Source organism: Sphingopyxis sp. MC1 (genome assembly GCF_000371385.1).
GTDB lineage: Bacteria > Pseudomonadota > Alphaproteobacteria > Sphingomonadales > Sphingomonadaceae > Sphingopyxis > Sphingopyxis terrae.
Window position 1 is genome coordinate 414,632 of the sequence record NZ_AOUN01000003.1, and the last position, 23,379, is coordinate 438,010.

23 protein-coding genes are annotated in these 23,379 nt (G+C 66.7%); 9 read left to right on the forward strand and 14 right to left on the reverse strand.

Going from position 1 to position 23,379, the window contains the following annotated elements; translation table 11 throughout:
* Positions 1–76: 76 nt before the first annotated feature.
* Together EBMC1_RS05805 and EBMC1_RS05810 are read right to left on the reverse strand one after the other, a co-directional pair.
* A complete protein-coding gene (locus tag EBMC1_RS05805) occupies positions 77–829 on the reverse strand; it encodes an alpha/beta fold hydrolase (protein WP_003041965.1) in 753 nt (250 codons plus the stop codon).
* A gap of 399 nt (positions 830–1,228) precedes the next feature.
* Entirely contained in the window at positions 1,229–1,876 is a 648-nt protein-coding gene (locus EBMC1_RS05810; RefSeq protein WP_003041968.1) for a 2-hydroxychromene-2-carboxylate isomerase, read from the reverse strand.
* A 129-nt stretch (positions 1,877–2,005) separates the two neighbouring features.
* Here EBMC1_RS05810 and EBMC1_RS05815 point away from each other — a divergent pair, with 129 nt between their 5' ends.
* From EBMC1_RS05815 to EBMC1_RS05825, 3 genes are read left to right on the forward strand one after another with little or no spacing between them, the layout of a single operon-like run.
* A complete protein-coding gene (locus tag EBMC1_RS05815; protein WP_003041971.1) occupies positions 2,006–2,458 on the forward strand; it encodes a MarR family winged helix-turn-helix transcriptional regulator in 453 nt (150 codons plus the stop codon).
* Positions 2,458–3,591 carry an HlyD family secretion protein gene (locus EBMC1_RS05820; protein ID WP_003041974.1) on the forward strand — a complete coding sequence of 378 codons (1,134 nt, stop codon included), beginning with the start codon at positions 2,458–2,460 and terminating at the stop codon, positions 3,589–3,591. Before EBMC1_RS05815 ends, EBMC1_RS05820 begins: the two co-directional genes overlap by 1 nt.
* A gap of 10 nt (positions 3,592–3,601) precedes the next feature.
* Positions 3,602–5,191 (forward strand): MDR family MFS transporter, encoded by a 1,590-nt coding sequence (locus EBMC1_RS05825; protein ID WP_003041977.1) that lies wholly within the window; start codon positions 3,602–3,604, stop codon positions 5,189–5,191.
* Positions 5,192–5,223: 32 nt separating this feature from the next.
* On the opposite strand, the gene EBMC1_RS05830 is transcribed toward EBMC1_RS05825, so the two are convergent.
* From EBMC1_RS05830 to EBMC1_RS05860, 7 genes are all read right to left on the reverse strand, one after another.
* Complete coding sequence (locus tag EBMC1_RS05830) at positions 5,224–5,955, reverse strand: DUF4336 domain-containing protein (RefSeq protein ID WP_003041979.1); 732 nt, start codon at positions 5,953–5,955, stop codon at positions 5,224–5,226.
* A 60-nt stretch (positions 5,956–6,015) separates the two neighbouring features.
* On the reverse strand, positions 6,016–6,624 hold the full coding sequence (locus EBMC1_RS17760; RefSeq protein ID WP_003041981.1) for a hypothetical protein: 609 nt from the start codon (positions 6,622–6,624) through the stop codon (positions 6,016–6,018).
* 49 nt (positions 6,625–6,673) lie between these two features.
* A complete protein-coding gene (locus EBMC1_RS05840; RefSeq protein WP_040589488.1) occupies positions 6,674–7,453 on the reverse strand; it encodes a dimethylarginine dimethylaminohydrolase family protein in 780 nt (259 codons plus the stop codon).
* A 185-nt stretch (positions 7,454–7,638) separates the two neighbouring features.
* Entirely contained in the window at positions 7,639–8,664 is a 1,026-nt protein-coding gene (locus tag EBMC1_RS05845; protein ID WP_003041985.1) for an aspartate-semialdehyde dehydrogenase, read from the reverse strand.
* 108 nt (positions 8,665–8,772) lie between these two features.
* On the reverse strand, positions 8,773–9,150 hold the full coding sequence (gene rplS / locus EBMC1_RS05850; protein ID WP_003041987.1) for a 50S ribosomal protein L19: 378 nt from the start codon (positions 9,148–9,150) through the stop codon (positions 8,773–8,775).
* Between the two features lie 4 nt (positions 9,151–9,154).
* On the reverse strand, positions 9,155–9,892 hold the full coding sequence (gene trmD / locus EBMC1_RS05855; RefSeq protein WP_003041989.1) for a tRNA (guanosine(37)-N1)-methyltransferase TrmD: 738 nt from the start codon (positions 9,890–9,892) through the stop codon (positions 9,155–9,157).
* Complete coding sequence (locus EBMC1_RS05860) at positions 9,889–10,809, reverse strand: LysR substrate-binding domain-containing protein (RefSeq protein ID WP_040589491.1); 921 nt, start codon at positions 10,807–10,809, stop codon at positions 9,889–9,891. Before EBMC1_RS05860 ends, trmD begins: the two co-directional genes overlap by 4 nt.
* A 103-nt stretch (positions 10,810–10,912) precedes the next feature.
* On the opposite strand from EBMC1_RS05860, the gene EBMC1_RS18310 reads away from it, so the two are divergent.
* Positions 10,913–11,074: a hypothetical protein gene (locus EBMC1_RS18310; protein WP_156000993.1), complete on the forward strand. Its 162-nt coding sequence runs from the start codon at positions 10,913–10,915 to the stop codon at positions 11,072–11,074.
* Here the strand turns inward: EBMC1_RS18310 and EBMC1_RS05865 are convergent.
* The 5 genes from EBMC1_RS05865 to hflK all read right to left on the reverse strand — a co-directional run bounded on the left by EBMC1_RS05865 (position 11,071) and on the right by hflK (position 16,832).
* Positions 11,071–12,579: a serine hydrolase domain-containing protein gene (locus EBMC1_RS05865; protein ID WP_003041993.1), complete on the reverse strand. Its 1,509-nt coding sequence runs from the start codon at positions 12,577–12,579 to the stop codon at positions 11,071–11,073. The genes EBMC1_RS18310 and EBMC1_RS05865 overlap by 4 nt on opposite strands.
* 125 nt (positions 12,580–12,704) lie before the next feature.
* Positions 12,705–13,073, reverse strand: coding sequence for a VOC family protein (locus EBMC1_RS05870; RefSeq protein ID WP_003041994.1), 369 nt, complete (start codon positions 13,071–13,073; stop codon positions 12,705–12,707).
* A gap of 120 nt (positions 13,074–13,193) precedes the next feature.
* Complete coding sequence (locus tag EBMC1_RS05875) at positions 13,194–14,693, reverse strand: Do family serine endopeptidase (protein WP_003041997.1); 1,500 nt, start codon at positions 14,691–14,693, stop codon at positions 13,194–13,196.
* A 127-nt stretch (positions 14,694–14,820) separates the two neighbouring features.
* Positions 14,821–15,672, reverse strand: coding sequence for a protease modulator HflC (gene hflC / locus EBMC1_RS05880; RefSeq protein WP_003042000.1), 852 nt, complete (start codon positions 15,670–15,672; stop codon positions 14,821–14,823).
* Positions 15,672–16,832: a protease modulator HflK gene (hflK, locus tag EBMC1_RS05885; RefSeq protein ID WP_003042003.1), complete on the reverse strand. Its 1,161-nt coding sequence runs from the start codon at positions 16,830–16,832 to the stop codon at positions 15,672–15,674. Before hflK ends, hflC begins: the two co-directional genes overlap by 1 nt.
* A 92-nt stretch (positions 16,833–16,924) precedes the next feature.
* Between hflK and EBMC1_RS05890 the strand changes: the two genes are divergently transcribed.
* The 5 genes from EBMC1_RS05890 to EBMC1_RS05910 all read left to right on the forward strand — a co-directional run bounded on the left by EBMC1_RS05890 (position 16,925) and on the right by EBMC1_RS05910 (position 23,349).
* Complete coding sequence (locus tag EBMC1_RS05890) at positions 16,925–17,902, forward strand: Mrp/NBP35 family ATP-binding protein (RefSeq protein ID WP_003042005.1); 978 nt, start codon at positions 16,925–16,927, stop codon at positions 17,900–17,902.
* On the forward strand, positions 17,902–18,324 hold the full coding sequence (locus EBMC1_RS05895; RefSeq protein WP_003042007.1) for a CoA-binding protein: 423 nt from the start codon (positions 17,902–17,904) through the stop codon (positions 18,322–18,324). The genes EBMC1_RS05890 and EBMC1_RS05895 overlap by 1 nt, the downstream gene beginning before the upstream one ends.
* A gap of 52 nt (positions 18,325–18,376) precedes the next feature.
* A complete protein-coding gene (locus EBMC1_RS05900; protein WP_003042010.1) occupies positions 18,377–20,665 on the forward strand; it encodes a xanthine dehydrogenase family protein molybdopterin-binding subunit in 2,289 nt (762 codons plus the stop codon).
* Positions 20,662–21,660, forward strand: a complete 999-nt coding sequence (hemH, locus tag EBMC1_RS05905; protein ID WP_003042012.1) for a ferrochelatase — start codon at positions 20,662–20,664, stop codon at positions 21,658–21,660. The genes EBMC1_RS05900 and hemH overlap by 4 nt, the downstream gene beginning before the upstream one ends.
* Positions 21,661–21,756: 96 nt before the next feature.
* On the forward strand, positions 21,757–23,349 hold the full coding sequence (locus EBMC1_RS05910) for a DUF1963 domain-containing protein (protein ID WP_003042015.1): 1,593 nt from the start codon (positions 21,757–21,759) through the stop codon (positions 23,347–23,349).
* Positions 23,350–23,379: the final 30 nt, after the last annotated feature.

Genomic DNA, 23,379 nt, shown 5'->3' on the forward strand with positions numbered 1-23,379 from the left:
GGGGTGCAATCCTCTGGACTTTGGGGGTGCGCTCTGCGGCGCCGTAAAACCAGCTTGGCGCGTCGGCGCCGGAGGGTCAAGCGGTCAGAAAGGCCGCGATCGCCTCACCCAGCTCGGGCTCGGTGACGCTCGACATGTGCGTGCCGGGGATCGTCGCGAGTTGGGCATCGGCCAGCGCCGCGACCAGTTCGGGCGCTGAGCCATTGTCCTGATCCTGTTCGCCGCACACCACCAGCGTCGGCATCGTGATCGCCGCCAACGCTTCGGGCGGCGTGTCGGTGAAGCTGTCGAGCAGAAGCCCCGCCGCGACACGGTCGATCTTCATCGTTTTCATGAACTGGATCGACAGCCATGTGTCGTCGCCGCGCTTCGCGCTGTCATATTCGGCGATCACGCGCTTGAAGAACTGCCCGCGCCGCTGCCACCCCGCGAGTCCCGCCAGCCCCATACCGCCAAGGATCAGGCGCGCCGGGCGCATCCCCGCAACGACCGCGCGCACGCTCGTCCGCGCGCCGAGCGAGAAGCCGCCAAGGTCGAAATCGGCAAGATCGAGATGCGCGACCAGATCCTGCAGGTCGTCCACCAATATGTCGGAAGGATAATGCTCCGCCCCATGCGGCGCCGCGCTCGATCCGTGGACGCGCAGGTCGGGCATGATGACCTGATATCCCGCGCGCGCGATCCGTGCTGCGGTGCCGAATTTGATCCAGTTGACCTCGGCGCTCGAAAACAGGCCATGCAGCAACAGGATCGGCCGACCTTCGCCCATTTCCCGCCAGGCCAGGCGCACCCCATCGCGCGCGTCGAAAAATTGCGGTTCGATGCTCATGCCCGTCCTTATGCGGGGAAGACGCGCAAGGGCAAGCGGCCGCGACCTTCATACGGCGTTCGCATGGCCTTGCCGACACCAACCGCGCCGCGTGCATGGCGGTTTTGGGGTGGGAAGCGGACTTCGCCGCTAACCGCTCGTGCTCCCCGGCAAAAGCCGGGGCCCAGAGCGTCAAAAGCCGCCGTTGGTGCTGTAAAGCCCTGGACCCCGGCCTTCGCCGGGGTACACAACATCGACGCAGGACTTTCATACCTTCGTCATCCCGGACTTGATCCGGGATCCATTCGTGCGGCGTTGGAAGAATGGATCCGGATCAAGTCCGGGATGACGAAGAGGATCGAACGACCGCAATCGGTCGTGTCCAGACTGAAGCCGGCCGCTTGCAACCGCGCGCTCCGTCTATCGCGGCCGCAGCCCCTTTTGTTCCATGCGCCACTTCGCCATTTCGATGCGGTCCTGTCCGAAGAAGGGCTCGCCTTCGAACACCAATGTCGGCACGCCCCAATGGCCGGCGATTTCGAGCGCGACCTGGTTGGCGGCGATCTCCTGATCGAGCGTTTCGGCGTCGCTTTCCGCCTCGGCATCGAGTTCGGCGAGATCGAGCCCGGCGCGCTTCGCTGCGCCCGCCAGATGGTCGCCGAGGTGCCAGTCCTGCGCGCCGCCCCAGATGAGCTGCGCCACCTCGTCGCAAAAGGCCAGGCTCTTGCCGCGCCGCGACGCCGCCTGCCCCAGCCGGGTGAGGCGGTAGATATAGGGTTGTTCGGCGGCGATCTCGCGCGTCATCACATTCTGGACGATCGGGTCGGGACGCGGTGGGCCAAAGGGGATGCCGTGGAACTGCGCGACGCGGATCATGTCGCGCATCGTGTAGCTGAGCCAATTGGGGTGGTTGCGCTCGAAAAAGTCGGGCTGGCGCACGGCCAGCGGATAGACCGGGCGCAGGTTGATCGTCACATCGTGGCTCGCCATCAGCGCGCGGTAGCGGCCGATCGCCAGATAGCTGTAGGGAGAGCGGAAGGACCAGAAAAGATCAGCAGACAGACTCATGCGCGGCATCCTGCAAAAAATGCGGCGCCGCGCAAGCGAAACGGCAATTTTTTGCTCCAAATCAGATGCTTCGCACATGCAGCATAATCGTCATTGAATATTATAGCAGTTGCTATTATATCGCATGCCATGAGTGAGACGATCGGTTTCCTGCTCAACGACACCGCGCGGCTATTTCGCCGCGCTTTCAACGCGCGCACGAAGCACAGCGGAATCACCGCGCTCCAGTGGCGGCTGATCAGCTATCTGAAGCGGCACGAGGGGATCCGGCAGGGGCCGCTCGCCGAACTGATCGAGGTCGAACCGATCACCCTGTCGCGCATGGTCGACCGGTTGGTCGAGGCGGAGCTGGTCGAACGCCGCGCCGATCCGACCGACCGCCGCGCTTGGCGGCTGTATCTGACGCCGCGCACCGGCGCGATCGTCGGCGGCATGCGCGACATCGCCGATGCGCTGACCGAAGAGGCGACCGAGGGGCTCAGCGCAGCCGAACGCGCGCAGCTCATCGAGCTGGTCGAGCGCGTCCGCACCAATCTTTCGCGCCGCGAATGCGGCAAGGAACCGACAAAAGAGACAATGTGATGGATCAGCTCTCCCCCTCCCGTCCCCCCGCCGCGCCCACCGCTCCCGCCGCTCCCACGGGCGAAGAGGTTTCGGTGCCGAAGGCGAAACCCAAGGCCGATCCCGTGCCGCCCGCGCCCGAGGCCGAAACCGACGAGGCCCGCAAGCCGGGCTGGCGCACCCGCCTGCTGATGTTCGGCGTGCCGCTGGCGCTGCTCGTCGGCGGCGGCTGGTACTGGCTGACAAGCGGCGGTGCGGTGTCGACCGACAATGCCTATGTCCAGATGGACAAGGTATCGATCGCGGCCGAAGTCGGCGGACGGATCACCGAGGTTGCGGTGCGCGACGGCCAGATGGTCGACAAGGGTCAGCTGCTCTTTCGTATCGACGGCGAGCCTTATGCGCTGACGGTGGCGCAGGCGAATGCCGCGATCGACGCGGCCAAGGTCAATGTCGGCAATCTGTCGGCCAGCCTCGCCGCGACCGGCGTCGACATCAAGGCGGCGCAGGAAGCGGTGGGCTTTGCCGAATCCAATTTCGCGCGGCAGGCGGCGCTGATGGAAAAGGGCTTCACCACCAAGGCGGCCTATGATGCATCGAAGCATGCGGTGGAACAGGCGCGCGCCGGCCTCGCGCAGGCGCGCGCTAACGCCGCGGAGGCGCGCGCCAAGCTCGCCACCGGCGGCAGCGGCGTGAATCCCGAGGTCGAATCGGCAAAGGTCCAGCGCGCGCAGGCACAGGTCAACCTCGGCCGCACCGAAGTGCGCGCGCCGAGCGCCGGGCGAATCGCCCAGTCGGACCGGCTGCAACTCGGCCAGATGATGGTCGCGGGGCTCCCCGCGGTGACGCTCGTCGATACGCTGCACCCCTATGTCGAGGCCAATTTCAAGGAAACCGACCTTGCCGACATGCGCGTCGGCCAGCGCGCCGAGATCCGCTTCGACGCCTATCCGGGGCTCAAGGTACGCGGCCATGTCGAAAGCATCGGCGCCGGAACCGGCAGCGAATTTTCGGTACTCCCCGCCCAGAATGCGACCGGCAACTGGGTGAAGGTGACGCAGCGCGTGCCGGTGCGCATCGCGCTCGACGAAACGCCGTCGCGCGACATGATCGCCGGCCTGTCCGCCGACGTCAAAGTGATCACCGCGAAATAGGGGCGGGCCGATGGCGAGCCGCGCCCTTCCCCGCCGGTCGCCCAGAGCGGCATCGCCGGTCGATGCGTCGATCCCGCTCTATCAACAGGTGCGCTATCGCGGCCTGCTGACGGTGGCGGTGATGGGCGCGTCGGTGATGCAGATTCTCGACACGACCATCGCCAATGTCGCGATCCCGCATATGCAAAGCGCGCTCGGCGCGACGAGCGAGACGGTCAACTGGGTTCTCACCAGCTATATCATCGCCTCGGCAGTGGCGATGCCGATCACCGGTTGGCTCGCTGACCGGATCGGGCGGCGGCAATTGTTCCTTGCGGCGATCATCGGCTTCGTCCTGACCTCGATGGCGTGCGGCGCCGCGCAGAATCTCGAGGAGATGGTCGCCTTCCGCTTCCTGCAGGGGATCGCCGCCGCCTTCATCAGCCCGCTGTCGCAATCGGTGATGCTCGACATCAACCCGCCCGAACGGCACGCGCGGGCGATGTCGATCTGGGGGATGGGGATCATGATCGGCCCGATTCTGGGGCCCATCCTGGGCGGCTGGCTCACCGAATCGGCGAATTGGCGCTGGGTGTTCTACGTCAATCTGCCCGTCGGGCTGATCACGCTGGTGCTGATGTGGGCGCTGCTGCCGCGGACGCACACCCGCGAGCGCAAGTTCGACCTGTTCGGCTTCTCGATGCTCGCGCTCGGCCTCGCTGCGCTGCAGCTGATGCTCGACCGCGGTGCGCAGCAGGACTGGTTCGAGAGTGCCGAAATCTGGATCGAACTCGGCGTTTCGGTTGCCTGCCTGTGGATGTTCCTCATCCACCTGCTCACCGCGCCGGTGACCCTGTTCAACCGCAAGATGCTCGCCGATCGCAACCTCGTCATGGGCATGGGCTTCATGATCGTGATCGGGGTCGTCATGTTTTCGTCGATGGCGCTGCTGCCGCCGATGCTACAACGCCTGTTGGGCTGGCCGGTGATCGACACAGGGCTGGTGCTCGCGGTGCGCGGGATCGGCATCCTGATGAGCATGTGGGTCGCCGGGCGCCTGCTCGGCAAGATCGATGCGCGCTGGATGGTCGGTTCGGGACTGCTGATCGCGGCATATTCACTCTATCAGATGAGCCAATGGTCGCTGATGATGGGCGCCGGTCCCGTGGTCGTCAGCGGGCTGGTGCAGGGACTAGGGATGGGGCTGATCTTCATCCCGCTCAACACCATGGCCTTTGCCACGATCCCGGTGCAGTTCCGCACCGACGGGTCGAGCCTGCTCAATCTGTTCCGCAGCATGGGGGCGTCGGTGGGCATTTCGGTCGTCACGACGCTGCTCGGATCGAATACGCAGACCAGCCACCAGGATCTGGTCGCGCATGTCACCAACAGCTCGGTCAGCCTCGTCGATCCCTCGACCGCCGACCGCTTCGGTATCATCGGCGACGTCGCGATGCAGATGGTCAATGGCGAAATCAACCGGCAAGCGGCGATGGTTGCCTATATCGACGATTTCTGGCTGATGATGTGGGTCACGCTCGCGGCCGTGCCGCTCGTCGTCCTGCTGCGTCCGCCCAGACCCGGCGCGGCCAAGGCTTCGGCCGCCGACATGGGACACTGAGGGGACCCTGATGGGGCCGCGCCCGCGCGGTGTCAGCAGGCCCATCGCAAGGCGCGTCGAAGCTCCGCTGCCCCATCCCGCTCATATGGCAGGCCGTGCGCCATCACGACACGCTCGCAATCCCAGCCCAATATCGCAGCGACCGCCCGGCGAACACGGGAACGGCGCGGCCAGAAGGTCAGCCGCAGGTCGATCGGCGCCTTGCCGTCGGGATGCGCCGCGCCCGAGAGGCGGACGAGCCCGCGATAAAGGCGGCTGCGTATTCGCTGCGGCTCGAAATTCTCGATCAGGTCGGTCAGCACGACGGTGCGCGAGGGCCGGTGGAAAAACACCGCTTCATTGACCAGCGTGCCGGGAACGAAAACCGTCTCCAGCTCTTCGGGCAGCACCGCGTCGCCGTCGAGCGTTGCGTCGATCCGGAAGGGCCGCTTCGCGCGCGTGGCGAGATCGGGCACCGCGAGCGTTCGCGCGCCGGGATAAATCGCCTGCCAGTCGGCGATATGCCAATAATGAAGGCTGTTCGGCGCGACGAGCCAGGCCACCGGACCGAGACCGTCGATGGCGGAAAGCAGGTCCTTGTCGGGAGCGATCGGCGAATGAACCCACAGCGTGCCGTCGGCAAGCCGCGCAATCGTCATCCGGGTTGGAAAGGGAATTGAGGTCGGCCCGTAATCCATGCGGATTTCGGGACCATCGACGATCCACAATTGGTCACCAAAGGCTTTGGGCGTGTTGAGCGGCGCATAGGGAAGGAAAGCCGACATGGCGGCAGACTAGCCCCGGCAACGCCGTCGATCAAATCTCGCCGGCGATCCCCGTGACTGTCAACGGAAGAAGCAATTGGCCCCGGCGAACAGCGCTTCGATCTTCGCATCCTTGCCCGGCTCGGCGAACATGCCGCCGATCGCTGCATCGCCGGTGCCCAGGCTGAACTCCTCGCCCAGCGTGCTGTCCTTGTGATCGACGACGGTGGCCGATGCGGACGCCTTGGCGCGCGTCGTGCCGATACCGATGCCGCTGACCGTCGAATAGAATTCGGCGCCCGCCTCGTCGCCCAGAAACCAGCCGACAAACTTGTCGTCCTGAAAATTGAGCGTCATTGCATCGAAGCGCGAAAATTGCATCGGCCCCGCGCCGCACTCGTCATTGTCGCTGCGGTCGTCGACCACCCCCGCAACGCGCGCCAACGCCTCTTCGGCCTGTTTGCGCGGGATGCCGAACGCGAGCAGGCTGGCCTTGCCGCTGGTCTTGTCGATGAAGCGCAGCCCCGCACCGTCGAGCGCGACCGACAGCGACGCCGCGGCCGGACCGTCGAGCTTGGCCTCGGGCACGTCGGGCACGACCGGCGGGCGGTCGTCGGCGGCCGACTTGTCGGCGGCGGGCTTGCACGCCGCAAGCAGTGCGAGGAGGACGAGGGCGGGCAGCTTGCGCATGGCAGGACTCCGAAGGGGACGCGTCGCTATACGCCAGAGCGCGGGGCGATTACCAGCGCAGCGACATGCAGCTTAGCCCGGCGTCGATCCGCGCGATCTGATCGGTGGGCAGCGCGCGGAACGGGACGCCGCGCGCCGCCAGCAGCGCTTGCGTTGCAAGCCAGTGCGCGCCGATCAGCACCGTGTCGCGGACGCGCAGGATATTCGCCGCGCCTTCTTCGCCCATCGGCGTCAGCACCACCTCCAGCCCCGCAAATTCGGGGCAGTCGCGCATGGCGGGGACGGCGAGCACCGTGCGGTCGTCGATGAGGCCGCAGCCGGTCTTGAAATGCAGCACGTCGGGCGGGGTCTGCGCGATCTGCGCGCGGTGGCCGAGCTCGCCGAGCAGCGCAGTCAGCGTTTCGGCGCCCGCCCGGTCGGTACGGTCGGACAGGCCGATGATCACGCGATCGGCAAGGCGCAGCACATCGCCGCCGTCGACATGCCCCGGTCCGGCCAGCTCGAGAACGCGGCCGTGCCGTTCGGCGAGCGCGGCGCGGATATGCGCGGCCTCGCCCGCGCGGCTCGGCGCACCGGGACGGAGCAGGATCGCGCCTTCGGCAAAGGTCAGCGCGACGTCCTCGACGAACAGGGCATCGGGAAAGGCATCGAGCGGCGGCAGGACATCGACCGTCAGCCCCAGCTCGCGCAGCGCCGCGACATAGGCGGCATGCTCGGCCATGATTCCCGCCAGCTCGGGATCGGGGCCGCCGCCCGCGCGGATGCCGTTGACGGCCGACGGTGCCGGGGTCCGGCAAAGCGCGTGGGTGAAAGCGAAGGGCGCGGTCATGTCACGGGCATAGTCCGGATGCCCCGATCTCGCCAAGGCAATCCTCCCTGCCGCGCAGCGGTGGGGAGGGGGACCGTCCGCGAAGCGGATGGTGGAGGGCCGCGAGCGCACCGGCGTCAAAGCCCCTCCGTCAGCCCTTCGGGCTGCCACCTCCCCATCGCTGCGCGACAGGGAGGATAACAGGATCAGCCCTTCTTGAGGTGCCGGCGGCCGAGCAGTTCGGCGATCTGCACCGCATTCAGCGCCGCGCCCTTGCGCAGGTTGTCGCTGACGCACCAGAGGTTCAGGCCATTGTCGACGGTGCTGTCGTCGCGCACCCGGCTGACGAAGGTCGCATAGTCGCCGACGCATTCGACGGGGGTGATATATCCGCCGTCCTCACGCTTATCGACCAGCATGACGCCCGGCGCCTCGCGCAGGATGCGCTGCGCTTCCTCGGCGGGCAGTTCCTTCTCCATCTCGATATTGATGGCTTCGGAATGGCCGACGAAGACGGGAACGCGGACGCAGGTCGCGGTGACCTTGATCTTCGGATCGAGGATCTTCTTCGTCTCGGCGACCATCTTCCATTCTTCCTTCGTCGATCCGTCGTCGAGGAATTTGTCGATGTGCGGAATGACGTTGAAGGCGATCTGCTTGGTGAACTTCTTGATGTCCTTTTCGTCGCCAACGAAGATCTGGCGCGTCTGGTTCCACAGCTCGTCCATCCCCGCCTTGCCGGCGCCCGACACCGACTGATAGGTCGAAACGACGACGCGCTTGATCTTCGCCGCATCGTGCAGCGGCTTCAGCGCGACGACCATCTGCGCGGTCGAACAGTTCGGGTTCGCGATGATGTTGCGCTTGGTATAGCCGTCGATCGCGTCGGGGTTCACCTCGGGCACGATCAGCGGCACGTCGGGGTCCATGCGATAGAGCGACGAGTTGTCGATCACGACGCAGCCGGCGGCCGCAGCCTTGGGCGCGTGAATCGCGGTCGCGTCGCTGCCGATGGCGAAAATCGCCATGTCCCAGCCCGACCAGTCGAAATTCTCGATATTCTGACATTTCACGGTCTTGCCGGTATCGCCGATCTCGACTTCGTCGCCCTGGCTGCGCGACGACGCGACCGCCGCCAGTTCGGCGATCGGAAATTCGCGTTCGGCGAGGATGGCGAGGACTTCGCGTCCGACATTGCCCGTCGCACCAGCGACGACGATCCGGTAACCCATGAAATATGTCCTTTGTCTTGGCGTGAAATGAAAAACGACCGGTTCTGCGCTTTGGCGGAACCGGTCATTTTGGAAAGCTGTTTCGGCTTTGTGGGGAGAAACCTCTCCTCAGCCTTCGCCGGCTTCCGACCGGTAATCGCGGCGCTCCGCAATACGAGCCGATTTACCGGTGCGGCCCCGCAGATAGTAGAGCTTCGCACGGCGCACGGCGCCCTTGCGGACGACGGTAATCGAATCGATGTTCGGCGAATAAAGCGGGAAGACGCGCTCGACGCCTTCGCCGAACGACATTTTGCGCACGGTGAAGTTCGAGCCCATGCCCTTGTTCGAGCGCGCGATGCACACGCCTTCGAAATTCTGGACGCGGGTGCGTTCGCCTTCGACCACCTTCACGCCGACGCGCAGCGTGTCGCCGGGGCGGAACGTCGGAATCTCTTTGCCGGCCTTGGCAATTTCTTCGGCTTCGATCGTCTGGATGAGGTTCATGCCTCTAGTCCTTCTTCTTTTGCCGCGCGCCAGAGGCAGGTCGGGCCCGAGCGTCCTCATGACGCTCCCAAAGGTCCGGCCTGCGTAACCGTGTATGATCTTGCGCCTGTTGTTTCCGCCAGGCGGCGATCTTCGCATGATCCCCCGATCGCAGCACTTCGGGGATCGTGCGCCCTTCCCATGTGACGGGCCGGGTATAGTGCGGATATTCAAGCAAACCGTTCTCGAACGATTCGTCGTCGCCGCTTGAAGCCGCGCCCATTACGCCGGGAAGCAGCCGAATGCAAGCGTCGAGCAGCATCAGCGCCCCCATCTCGCCGCCCGAAAGCACGATGTCGCCCATCGAAAGCTGCTCGATCGGCCGTGCGTCGAAGATGCGTTCGTCGAAACCCTCGAACCGGCCGCACAGGATGATCGCCCCCGGACCCGCGGCAAGGTCGCGCACGCGCTTCTGCGTGACCGGCGCACCGCGCGGGGTCATGGCGAGCAGCGGCAACCCCGGATGCGCCGCCGTCGCATGATCGATCGCAGCGCCGAGGACATCGGCCTTCAGCACCATGCCGGCGCCGCCGCCCGCGGGCGTATCGTCGACGGTGCGATGCCGGTCGGTGGCAAAATCGCGGATCTGGACGGGCGCGCACGCCCATGTCCCGCTTTCGAGCGCGCGCCCCGCCATGCTGTGCCCCAGCGGACCGGGGAACATGTCGGGATAGAGCGTGAGCGGGACGGCGGTGAAGGTCATGACGGCGGCTGCCATAGCGCCTCGGGCAGCAGGTGGCGATCCTTCTTCAATTCGGCGTGTAGCCATTCGCGGAAGCGCTCGATCTTGCGCACCCCGACGCGATTTTCGCGGTGGACGAGCCACAGGCCGGCATCGGCGACATAGAGCGTATCGAAGGGCTGGACCATCCGGCCGCTGGCAAGGTCGGCCTGCCAGAACAGCGGGGTCATCATCGCGACCCCGAAGCCCGCCTGCACCGCGCTCGCCTCCTGCAACTGGCTGTCGAGCTCGATGCCAAGGCGCGATGGCGCCAGCGGAGTCGCGACCCCCGCGGCGACGAACCAGTCGGCCCACCAGCTGTCGTTCGGGGCGAGCCGCTGGACGCGCAGCAGATCGGCGGGCTCGCGGATCGCATGCTCGGCGATGAACGATGGTGCGGCGAGCGGTGCCAGCGTCTGGCGCATCAGAAAGTCGCTGCGCAGGCCGGGCCACGGCCCCATTCCAAGGCGGATCGCAACATCGACGTTCGACGCGTCGAAGTCGACCAGATCGTTGCTCATCGACATGCGCACGGCAAGGTCGGGGTACGCGAGCTGGAAGCGGCCGATACGCGCGCTCAGCCACGCGCCGCCGAAGCTCGTCACGGCGCTGATCGTCAGCACGTCGGTCTCGTCGCTGCCAAGTGCAGCGAAGGCATCGTGCATTGCGGCAAAGGCGGCTCGGATCGCGGGAAACACGCGTTGCCCGGTCTCCGACAACCGCACGCGCCCTTTCTCACGCACGAACAGCGCGCGGCCGAGCCTGTCTTCCAATTGGCGGACCTGATAGCTGACCGCCGCCTGCGTCATCCCCAGTTCCTCGGCAGCGCGCGAGAAATTTTCCAGCCTTGCAGCCGATTCGAAAGCGCGGACGGCAGCGAGGGGCGGCAGCTTCGGCATCGCCAGAGTATAAGGCAAGCTTATACCTCGGTGCAAAGCTTTAATTGGCGAAGGCGCCAGCGAAGGCGCATCTGCACCCTATCGCAACCGATGGAGACAGACGATGATGGATGAAATCTGGATGCGGAGCTGGAACGCCGATCATGCGCGCTTCAGCGCCGACCTCGACCGCGGCTTCGCGCAGCTCGGTGCTGCCTTGAAGCCGCTTTTCGCCCGGCGCCCGCGCGGCGCGGCCAAAGCGGCTCCGGTTCGCCCCGCGAGCTAATCGCGTGCCGACCGGAGGCGCAGGGCCTGAACCGTCAGCGGACGCGTCGGGGCCAGCAGAATCTGACCGTCGAGCCTGCCGTGTTCGCAATTGAGCCGGAACACCGCCCCCAGCGCGCCGCGCGCGACCGGCGGCTCGGCGGTCGGACATGCGCCCAGCTGATCTTTCAGCGCCGCCAGATCCTTCGCCCATAGCGCCGCCGAGCGGTCCATCAGGAAGTTCATCGCCAACCGGTCCTGCATCGGCGTCAGGTCGCCCGCGTCATAGACCGCGCGCGCCACCGCGATCATCGCGACCATATCGGGCGTCACCGGCACTGGCCGGTCTTTGAGCAATCCCGCCCTCTCCATCGCCACCGCCGTGTCCCAGGCGGGCGCCGACGGCCCGGCATAGGTGCGGTTCGACAGTGCAAAGACGCCGGCGCCGAAGTCGGGCATCAGCATCACATGGCTGCCATAGCCCGGATAGCCACCGCCGTGCGACAGGGTGAGCCCGAGGTCGCAGTCCTGCGCAACGCGCCAGCCCATGCCATAGGCCGCGGCCTGCTTGCACGCCGTCTCGCCACTCGCGCCGGCGCGCGTCGCCAGCGAGACGAAGTTCAGGCCCTGCGCGATCTCGCGCACCGTCGCGCGCCGGATCGGCCCCGCGTCGGCGTCGTCGCGTGGCGGCCAGGCCGACAGCAGAAAGGCGACCCATTTGGCATAATCCCTCGCGCTGACCTGCAGCCCGCCCATGCTGTTGAAAGCACCGTCGGCCATTTCGGGTTCGGGCACCCACGCCTCGCCTTCCCAGCGGTAGCCGCGCGCATAATGCGCGCGCAGCGCGCGCGTCACGTCATAGCCGCTGGCCTCCATCCCCAGCGGGCGGAGGATGGTGATGCGGACATAGTCGGCATAGGGCATCCCCGACGCATTGGCGACGATGCGGCCGAGCAGCGCATAGCCGAAGTTCGAATATTCGAAGCGGCTCTGCGGCGCCTGTGTGAACGGGACGCCGGCGGCCAACATCTTCGTGAAATCGTCCTGCGACAATATCTGCTGGCGGTCGCCCCACGGATCGTCGGTGACGAACCCCGCGACATGGTGGAGCAGATCGCGCACGCGGATGCGCGGACTGTCCGCGGTCGGATAGGTCCAGCGCTTCATTTCGGGCACATAATCTTCGGCCAGATCGTCGAGCCGCAGCTTGCCCCGGTCGCGCAGGTTGAGCACTGCCAGCGCGGTGAAGGCCTTGGTCATCGAGGCGATCCGGAACAGCGTATCGCCGTCGACCGGCGTTCCGGTCGTCACATCCTGGACCCCGCGCGCCTTCAGATAGACGAGCTTGCCGTCCTGCACGATGCCATAGACGAGGCCCGGGATATGCTGATCGGCCTGATAGCGGGCAAAGAGCGCGTCGATCTGAGGCGCGACCTCATCGACGCTCTGCCCTGCGCTTTCCTGCGGGAGCGCAGGCGACGCACAGCCGAGCATCACCGCGACACCAACGGCCGATTTCCAACGCATGACGATCCTTTCGCAAACGGACGAGCGCCGCAGGCTAACAGCCGGCCGGTACAGCGGCAATCCGCCGCGGCCGGCCGTTAGGACTGGCTATGGCTGCAACGCCCGTGCGCGTCGCCGACGCGTCGTCACCCCATGACGAACGCGTTAAGCTTGTTGCCGTCGGGGTCGCGAAAATAGCCCGCGTAAAAGCCTTCGCCGCGCGGACCGGGGGCGCCTTCGTCGCTGCCGCCATGCGCCAGCGCGATATCATAGAGGCGCTGGACCTGATCGGTGTCGCTGGCCTCCAGCGCCACCATCACGCCATTGCCGACGGTCGCGACGTTGCCGTCGAACGGCTTGGTGAGGCCGATGCCCGCGCCGCCGCCTTCCTTGCCCCAGGCGATGAAATTGTCGAATTCCATCATCCGCGGCACGCCCAGTTCGGCGGCGATCGCGTCGTAAAAGGCCGCCGCCTTGGCAAGGTCGTTGGTGCCGAGCGCCACATATCCGATCATTGGTCGTCTCCCGATTCGTTGAAGCAAGAACATATCAGGAACAATGCGCGCGGCAAGCAAAGAAAAGGGGCGCCCGGTCGATCCGGGCGCCCCTTTTGAAACGCTGAAGATGCCGCGCGATTACGGCTTGATGCGGATCGCGATAAAGGCAGACGGACCGCCGCGGCGGAGGATTTCCATCAGCACCGCGTCGCGGCCAGCCTTCTTCGCTTCCGCCACCGCCTTGGCCAAACCCTCGCTGGTCGTGACCGGGGTGCGGTTGACGCTGAGGATCACGTCGCCGCGGCGCAGGCCCTTGCGGCCGGCATCGCTGTTGCTCGACGCGGCGCCGATGACGAGGCCCTTGGTCGAGGCATCGACGCCGACGGCGCGCGCGATGTCGGGGGTCAGCGTCTGCACCGCCAGGCCCAGATTGTCCTGGACCGCCTTGTCCGAAACGCTGCCGCTGTTGTCGTCGGGCGTCGCCTGATCGTCTTCGGGGTCGAAATCATTGCCCGCGAGCTGGTCTTCGGGCGGACGCGTTCCGACGACGGCGTTGAGCGTCATCGTCTTGCCGTCACGCACGACCTCGATCGGGATACGCGTCCCCGGCTTGGTGTTCGCGACGATGTAGGACAGCGTCTGCTGCGGCGTCACATCCTTGCCGTTGACCTTGGTCACGACGTCGCCGCGCTTGATCCCCGCCTTCGCCGCGGCACCGTCATCCTCGACGCGCTGGACAAATTCGCCGCGATCCTTGGGCAGGCCGAGTGCCGCCGCCATATCCTCGCCGACCGGCGCAATGCCGATGCCCAGATAGCCGCGCTCGACGCGCTCGCCGGCGCGCAGCGCGTTGATCACCGGGATCGCCGCATCGGCCGGGATGGCGAAATTGACGCCGATGTTCGCGCCGACGGGCGAGATCAGCATATTGTTGATGCCGACGACATTGCCGTGCAGGTCGAACAGCGGACCGCCCGAGTTGCCGCGATTGATCGCCGTGTCGGTCTGGATGTAGCGGTCATAAGCGCCGCCACTGCCGATATTGCGCTGCACCGCCGAGATAATGCCCGCGGTGACGGTCGAGCCGAGGCCGAGCGGGTTACCGATCGCGACCACCCAGTCGCCGACGCGCGCCTTGCCGCTGTCGCCGAATTTCACGAACGGCATGCCGGTCGCGTCGATCTTGAGCAGCGCGAGGTCGGAGGCGACGTCGCGGCCGACGATCTTGGCCTGAAATTCCTTGCCGTTGGTCAGCGTCACCGTGACCTGGTTCACCTGCTCGCCGCGCGGGCCGCCGGTGACGACATGGTTGTTGGTGACGATATAGCCGTCGTCGGAGATCAGAAAGCCCGAACCGCCGCCCTGCTGCTCCTGCGTGACCGGTTCGCGCGTTCCCGCGAACGGATCGAGCCGGACGCCCAGCGTGACTTCCTGCTTGGTCGAGATGTTGACCACTGCGGGCTGCAGCTGCTCGACCAGGTCGGCGAAGCTTTCGGGCGCGCCGGCGCGCGGAACCGCCTTCGCGATTTCGCTGCGCTCGTTCTGCGCGACCTGCGCGATAACGGGCGACTGGGTGACGAGCGCGAGCGCTGTGCCACCCACCAGCAAAGCCGAAGTGATGCCATAAACATAACGCACGATCGCAAATCCTTCTCTCTTGCGAAAAAACCCAAGGACCCCGGCAGGCTTCATTTGGGGCCGTGCGGCTGAACGGCAATTGAACATGAACGGCGAATGCACGTCCGGTTCATCCGCCGTCCGGCCCCTATCCGCCGCTGAAGCGCTTCAGATATTCATTGTCGGGCGACATGATGATCGACGTTCCGCCCTTGTTATTCTCACCCAGGAATGTCTGACGATAGCTCTGCATGGCGCGATAGAAATCGTAGAATTCGGGATCCTTGCCAAAGCTGGCGGCATAGATGCGCGCGGCTTCGCCATCGGCGTTACCGCGAATGATCTGTGCTTCCTTCTGCCCTTCGGCGCGGATCGCGATCGCTTCCTGCTGGCGCGCGGTGCGCATGCGGTCATAGGCCGCCTGCAGCGTCGCGCCTTCGGGGAGGTCGGCGCGCTTGATCCGCACGTCGATGATCTCGGCGCCATATTTGTGCGCCTCGCGATTGAGCGCGACCTGGATATTGTCCATCACCGCACCGCGTTCGGGCGAGAGCAGGGTCGCGAAGGTCCGCTTGCCCAGTTCGTTGCGCAGGGAAGAGCCGAGGATCGTCGCAAGCTGCTGCTGCAATTTATCCTCCGTCCGGATCGCGGTGTACATGCGCACCGGGTTGGTGATGCGGAAGCGTGCGAAGGCATCGACCTGCAGCCGTTGCTGGTCGGTCGAGAGCACCTGCTGGCGCTCCATGTTGATGCCCAGGATGCGCTTGTCGATATATTGGATCCCATCGGTGAACGGCACGCGCAGGACAAGGCCCGCACCCGACCGGCCGAATTCCTCGTTCGGCTTGTAGCGATTCACCGTGCGCTCGATTTCGCCGAAGCGCAGGATCAGCGCCTGCTTGTCTTCGGGAACGATCGCCAGCGTCTGGGACAGGATGACGAGAATGGCGACGAGGCCGACGAGCAGCCGCATCGGATGGCGGGTGATCGATTCGAACATCACTGGCCTCCCTTCGCCGCATCGGACGCGGCGTCGGACGCCGCGCGCGCGCGCCGCTGGACTTCGCTCAGCGGCAGATAGGGGGTGACGCCGCGCGCCTCGACAATCGTCTTGTCGACGTTCGACAAAACATTCTCCATCGTTTCATAATATAGCCGCTTGCGGGTCACGCCCGGTGCCAGCTTATATTGTTCGTAAATCTTGTCGAACGCCGAGGTGTCACCGCGTGCGCGTTCGAGCACCTGTTGTTCATAGGCGCGTGCCAGGTTGATCGACGATTCGCGTTCCTGCCGCGCCGCCGTCACTTCCTTGAACGCCTCGTCGACCTGCTTCGGCGGATCGGCCTGGCGGATCGCGATGCCCTGGATTGTCACGCCGGCGCGATATTGATCGAGCAAGGCCTGCATGCGCTGCTGAACCTGCGTCTCGATCTCGACGCGACCGGGGCCGATCGCCTGCACCAGGTCGAAATTGGCGACCGTCGCGCGCATCGCGCTTTCGGCGACCTCGCGGATCGTGCCGTCGGGATCGGCGAGCTGGAAGATATAGAGTTCGGGGTCGCGGATCGACCAGCGCACTTCATAGGCCAGATCGACGATGCTCTGGTCGCGGGTGAGGACGAAATTCTCGTCGCTCGCATTGGGCGAGCCGACCTGCATCGTGCGGATCGCGCGCACGTCTTCCATGCGGATGCGCTCGATTGGCGCCGGCCAGGTGAATTTCACGCCGGGGCCGACGGTGCGCGAATAGCTGCCGAGCCGGGTGACGACGCCTTCCTTTTCGGGCGGCACGATGTGGAAGGAGGAAAAGAGGAACCACACCGCGACGAGGGCGCCAACGCCCCATTTCCAAAGCCGTGCCGATTCGGGCATCTGCAAATTGCCGCCGCCGCCACCCGAACCGCCGCCGCCGAAGCCGCCGCGTCCCTTGCGCAGAAGTTCGTCCAGTGCGGAGGGGCCGCGCGGCTTGCGCCCGCGCAGTCCGTCGGCGGGATCGGGCGTCACCCAGGGATTGCGCGGACCCGACCGGTCGTCGCCGTCGCCGCCATCCTTCGGGCCATTGCCCCACGGACTGTTCGCCATCAGCGCAATCTGATGGAAAAATTGCCGCACTCCCTGCGGGGCGCGGCCTCCCATGCTGCCATCACTTTTGTTGCTCATGAATGCTTTTATAGGGGCGGCGCGCGCGATTAACAGGGGGGCCAGGCGAAAATGGGTGGCAATCGCCCCGCTTATCCCTATCTGCCGCGGACATGACCGATATCGCCATCCTTGCCAGTCTCGCCACCGATCTGACCGGCGGCCGCACGTCGGGGCTTCGCTATCTCGACGATCAGGGCACGCTCGCGATCGTGCTCGACGTCACCGGGCTCGCCGAAAACGACCGCAAGCCACTCGAGGAAAAGCTCCGCGCGGGCCTGCTCGCCCGTTCCGGCGTCACCAGCGTCCGCGTCGCCATGACCGCCGAACGCAAGGCGATGACGATCATCGCGGTGGGCAGCGGCAAGGGCGGGGTCGGCAAATCGACGCTTGCCGCCAATCTTGCCGTCGCGCTGCGCCGCGCCGGTGTGAAGGTCGGACTGGTCGATGCCGACATCTACGGTCCGTCGCAGCCGCGCCTGATGGATAGCGAGGGCGTGAAGCCCGAAGCGCGCGGATCCAAGCTCTCGCCGGTGCAGAGCGCCTATGGCGTTCCGATGCTGTCGACCGGCCAGATCGCCGCCCCGGGTCAGGCCATCGCCTGGCGCGGCCCGATGGCCGGCCGCGCGCTCGAACAGCTGATCGACGCAAGCTGGGGCGATATCGACACGCTCGTCGTCGACCTGCCCCCCGGCACCGGCGACGTCCAGCTCACGATGATCCAGAAGCACAAGCCCACCGGCGCGGTCGTCGTCTCGACGCCGCAGGATCTGGCGCTGATGGACGCGGCGCGCGCCGTGTCGCTGTTCGAGCAGGCCGAGGTGCCGATCATCGGCGTCGTCGAGAATATGGCCGGCTATGCCTGCCCGCATTGCGGTGAGGTCAGCGACCCGTTCGGAAGCGGCGGCGCCGAGGCGGCGGCGAAGGAGATGGAGCTCGATTTTCTCGGCCGCGTACCACTGTCGATGGGCATCCGCCTCGCGAGCGACGGCGGCGTCCCGCCCGCCGCTGGAACCGATCCGCTGGGCGAGCCGTTCCACGCGATAGCCGCGAAGGTCGCGGCGTGGCTCGCGGCACGAAAGGGCATATGATGGCGATCAACGACGAGGCTGAAATTCGCGCCCTGCTCGAAAGGCCGCGGCGCATTGCCATCGTCGGCGCCTCGCCCAACCCCGCACGCCCCTCGAACGGCGTTCTCGCCTTCCTGGCCGCACAGGGGCATGACGTGATCGCGGTCAATCCCGGCCATGCCGGCAAGACGATCCACGGTGCCCCCGTCGTCGCGACGCTCGCCGATGTCGAGCCGGCGGCCGAGATCGTCGATATCTTCCGCAACAGCGCCGACGCGGGCGCTGCTGTCGACGATGCGATCGTCCACGGCGCGAAAGCGGTGTGGATGCAACTCGGCGTCATCGACGAAGCCGCCGCGCGCCGCGCCGAAAAGGCGGGGCTGGCCGTCGTCATGGACCGCTGCCCCAAGATCGAGATTCCGCGGCTGGGCCTGCTGCGCTAGCGCTTACGAAAGGCTTTGCGTCGCCGACTCGCCGCGATTATCAGCAGCGGGGATGACCGGCATTCGGGACAAAGTGGGGACCAAGAAATCGCGCCTGCCGCATGTCAGCCGCCGGTCGCTGCTCGTCGGCGCCACCGCGGCGGGCAGCCTTGCGCTGGCTTGGTCGTTTTGGCCGCGTCATTATGCACCCAATCTGACCGCTGCGCCCGACGAACATATCTTCAACGCCTTTCTGAAGATCGGCGACGACGGGCATATCGCCGTCGTCGTGCCGCAATGCGAAATGGGGCAGGGCGTCACCACGCTGCTGCCGCAGATCATTGCCGACGAGCTCGGCGCCGACTGGCGCACCATCGCCGTCGAAACCGCGCCGATCAGCCCGCTCTATACCAACACACTGCTCGTCGACGAGGATAGCGCCACCTTCATGCCGCGCGCGCTGGTGCCCGATGTCGTCGCCGACGTGCGTAGCTGGGTCCGACGCGAATGGGCGGTGCGCCATGCGGTGATGCTGACTGCCAACAGCTCGTCGGTCCGCATGTTCGAGGGGCCGTGCCGCGACGCCGCGGCGCAGGCCCGCACGCTGCTGATGATGGCCGCGGCGAAGCGGTGGGACGCCGATTGGCAGGATTGCGACACGCAGGACGGCTTCGTCACCTGGAAGAACCGCAAGCTGCGCTTCGGCGACGTCGCGGCGGTGGCCGCAACGCTCGATCCGCCCGCCGAACCCGTCTATCGCGCCAACAACAATGACCCGCTCTACGGCAAGGAACTGACGCGGCTCGACCTGCCGGCAAAGGTCGACGGCTCGGCCAATTTCGCCGGCGACATCCGCCTTCCCGACATGGTCTTCGCCGCGATACGCCAGGGACCGTTCGGCGCCACCCGGCTCAAGAGCATCGACCGCAAGGCGGGGATGGCGTCGCCCGGCCTGCTCGACATCGTGCTGCACGACCGCTGGATCGCGACCGTCGCGCGCAACTGGTGGGCCGCGAATCGCGCGCTCGATCGCTTTGCGCCGCAGTTCGAAACCGCCGGTCCGCCGATTTCGAGCGCCGGCATCGACAAGGCGCTGAAGGCCGCACTGAAAGCCGACGGCTATCGAATCGCCAAAAAGGGCGATGTCGCCGAGGCGATGGAGGGGCGCCCGAAGATTTCGGCGCATTACGCCGTCGCGCCCGCGCTTCATGCGCCGATCGAGACGCGCACCGCAACCGCCGCCCCGGACGGTGAACGGCTGCGCCTGTGGGTCGCGACGCAGGCGCCCGCACAGTGCCGCGAAGCGGTCGCGCGGGCCGTCGGATTGCCGCCGGGCAAGGTGACGCTGTTCCCGATGATGGCAGGCGGATCGTTCGACGCCTGCCTCGATCACAGCGTCGCGGTGCAGGCGGCGATCATCGCGACGCAGATCAAGCGCCCGGTGCAGCTCGCCTGGTCGCGCGCCGAGGAAATCATGCGCGACATTCCGCGCGCGCCGGCGCGCGCCAAAATCTATGCGACGCTCGACGCCGCGGGCGGGATCGACGCGCTTGTCGCGCGGATCGCGGTGCCATCGACCAACCATGAATTCCGCGCTCGCCTGTTCGACGGAACCCCGGCCGACGTCGCGCAGCGCGAGGCGGCGGGAACGCCCGACGCCGCAGCGGTCGAGAGCGCGGGCGGACCCTATAATTTCCGCCATTTCGCGGTCGATCATTGCCCCGCCGACATCGGCCTGCCGACCGCGCGCTGGCGCGGCAACGCCGATAGCTACACCGCCTTCTTCACCGAATGTTTCATCGACGAAATGGCGGCGCGCGCCGGTTCGGACGCGCTGTCGTACCGGATGGCGATGCTTGGACAGGCGCCGCTGCTCGCGCGCTGCCTGCTCACCGCGACCAGCCTTGCGGGATGGGAGGGGGGCCTGTCGGGCACGGCACAGGGCCTTGCCTGCCATTCGATGCGCGGCAGCCACATCGCGCTCGTCGCCACCGCGCGGCCCAGCGACCGGGGGTTGCAGGTCGAACAGATCGTCGCCGTCGTCGACGCCGGGCGGCTCGTCAATCCGGCGATCGCACGCCAGCAGATCGAGGGCGGGCTGGTCTTCGGTCTCGCCGCCGCGGTCGGCGCGACGACCGATTATGACGGCGGCGTCGCGACCGCGCGCAAGCTCGGCCAGCTTGGCCTGCCTCGCCTGTCGCAAGTGCCGCAGATCGTCGTCGAATTCATCGACAGCGACCGCGATCCCGGCGGCGTCGGCGAAATCGGCGTGCCCGTCGTTGCGCCGGCGATCGCCAATGCAATGTTCGCCGCAACCGGTCGCCGAATCCGCCGCATTCCGCTATCGCCCGACCCGCTATGATCGAACGCCCCCCTTCCCATCCCGCGGTGCCCGCGCCGCGCATCGGCGTGCTGCTCGTCAACCTCGGCACCCCCGACGCGCCCGAACCCGGGCCGGTACGCCGCTATCTGCGCGAGTTCCTGTCCGACCGGCGCGTCGTCGAAATCCCGTCGCTGCTGTGGCAGCCGATCCTGCGCGGCATCATCCTCAACACGCGACCGAAAAAATCGGCCCATGCCTATGCACAGGTTTGGACCGACGAAGGCTCGCCGCTCGCCGCGATCACCCGGCGCCAGGCCGGAGCGTTGCAGGCGGCGCTCGGCGACGATGTCCGCGTGTCCTGGGCGATGCGCTATGGCGCTCCGGCAATCGGCGGCGCGATCGACGAACTTGTCGGCGAAGGGTGCCGCCGTATCCTGATTGCCCCGCTCTATCCGCAATATTGCGCCGCGACGACGGCAACGGTGGTCGATGCGGTCGGCGCGCATCTTGCGCGCCTGCGCTGGCAACCCACGCTGCGTTTCCTGCCCCCCTATCACGACGATCCCGCTTATATCGCGGCGCTTGCCGCGTCGGTCGAGGCGGGGGTCGCCGCGCTCGATTTCGCGCCCGATACGCTCGTCGCCAGTTTTCACGGCATGCCCGAACGGACGCTGCATCTGGGCGACCCTTATCATTGCCAGTGCGTGAAGAGCGCGCGGTTGCTGTCCGAAGCGATCGGGCGGCCGGTCGAGATTGCCTTCCAGTCGCGTTTCGGACGCGCCAAGTGGCTCGAACCCGCGACCGACGCGCTGCTCGAACGGCTCGGCCGCGAGGGGCGCCGCGTGGCGATTTTCGCGCCGGGTTTTTCGGCCGATTGCCTCGAAACGCTCGAAGAGCTCGCGATCCGCGGCAAGGAACAGTTCGAGGCGGCGGGTGGGCGCGACTTCGCCTATCTTGGCTGCCTCAACGACACCCCGCCGGGGATGGCGATGCTCGAGGCGCTCGTGCGGCGCGAACTCACCGGATGGCATTGAAATAGCGGGCGCTTACCTCCTGTTTAACTCTGCGCCTTAAGCTCTGTTTCCAGCGGCTTCCGGCATGTTGCGCCGGCACCCGCGCGGAGATATGCGATGAGCGAACTCGACCGGGCAGCCATGACGCTCGCCGGCCTGACCCTGGCCTTTCTGCTCGCCGTCGCCATCGTCTGGTGGATACGCCGCCCCCGCCCGCAGGTTACGCTGCCCAAGAGCCCCAAAATGCCGCGCGAAATCCGCATGCCACGGCTGTCGCGCCGCGCCGAACCCGAAATCGAGCCGGTCGAAATCGCGCCCGCGCGCCTCGCGCGGCTGCGCGCCCAGCCGGTCTATGATCCGTTGCCCGACGACGAACCGCCGACCGAGGTGGCTCCGATAGCCGCCGAAACCGAATCGCCACCAGACCCTCTGCCGCCCGAACCGATCGAGGCGATGCTTGCGGCGCAGGTTCAGGCGGTCGAGGCGCAGGCCCATGCCGCACCGGAGCCGTCGCCCATCGCGGACAATCCCATATCCGGTCACGCCGTGCCTGTCGGCCAGGCGCGACTGGTCGCGCAAATCCCGCCGCGCGACGCGATACTGACGCGCAACTGGGTCGGCGGACGCCCGCGCCTGCCGGACGCAATGCCCTGGCCGCGGATCGATGGTACCGATGCCGACTTCATCGCGCAGATCGCCTGCGCCGACCTGCCTGCCGGACTCTGGGACGGGTTGGGGCCGCGCACCGGGGCGCTCGCCTTTTTCGTCCATCCCGAAACGGGCGCGGCGACGGCGCTCCATTTGCCCGAGGTGGGACCGCCACGCGCGGCGCCCAAACCCGTCGGCCGCGCCTATTTCCGTCCCGCCGGGCTCGATGATGATGCGCTGCACCGCCTCGCGGTGCGGGCCTTTCCCGAATGGGCGGTCGACGTCCGCGGCCCCGATGCGCCCGACACGCCAGCCGGGGTGGACGCCGCCGACGCCTTTTTCGCGGCCACGGGCTATGATCTTGCCGACCCGGCCTTTCATCCGTTCGACTGGCCGACGATGACCGCGCTGGCGGCACTGCTCGCCGCCCGACTTCCCGCACTCGAAACCGGTACGCCGCCGCCGCCCGACGCAAGCGACGAACTGACCGAGGCGCTGGCCGATGCCGCGGCAACCAACCGCGACGCGGCCGAGCGCGCGCGCGAGATATTGGCGATCATCGACGAAAGCGCGGGGCAGGCCGGCTTCTCGGCCTCCGACGCGTCCGCGGTGATGACCGCGCTGCACGCGATCCACTGGTCGCGGGTGGTGGTCGAAAGCGACGCCGAAAGCGGCGAAGACCGCACCGAAACCATCACTTTGCCGCTGACGCGCCACCATCCGGATGCCGATCTGTGGGTCAGCGACTATCGCGCGCTGCTCTTTGATCACGCGCGTCATCGCTGGTGCGCCGACCCCGATTCGCTTTCGGCCCCGGCCCGCGCGCTGTTCGAGCCCGTCTGGGCCGCACTCGCCGCCGCCGAGGCGCCTCTCGTGGGCGGGCAGCCGCGCCACTATGCACCCGGCTTCGACGAGGAGCGCGACGCGATGCTCGTCGAATTGCCCGCAAGCGCCCTGACCGGCATCGCGCCCGCGCAGGGCGCCAGCCTGATCCTCGCGATCCGCAAGGCCGATCTCGCCGTCGGAAATTTTACGACGCTGAAGGCACTGACCGGAAACTGAAAAACTTTCCTCGCAAAGCCGCGCGATTGA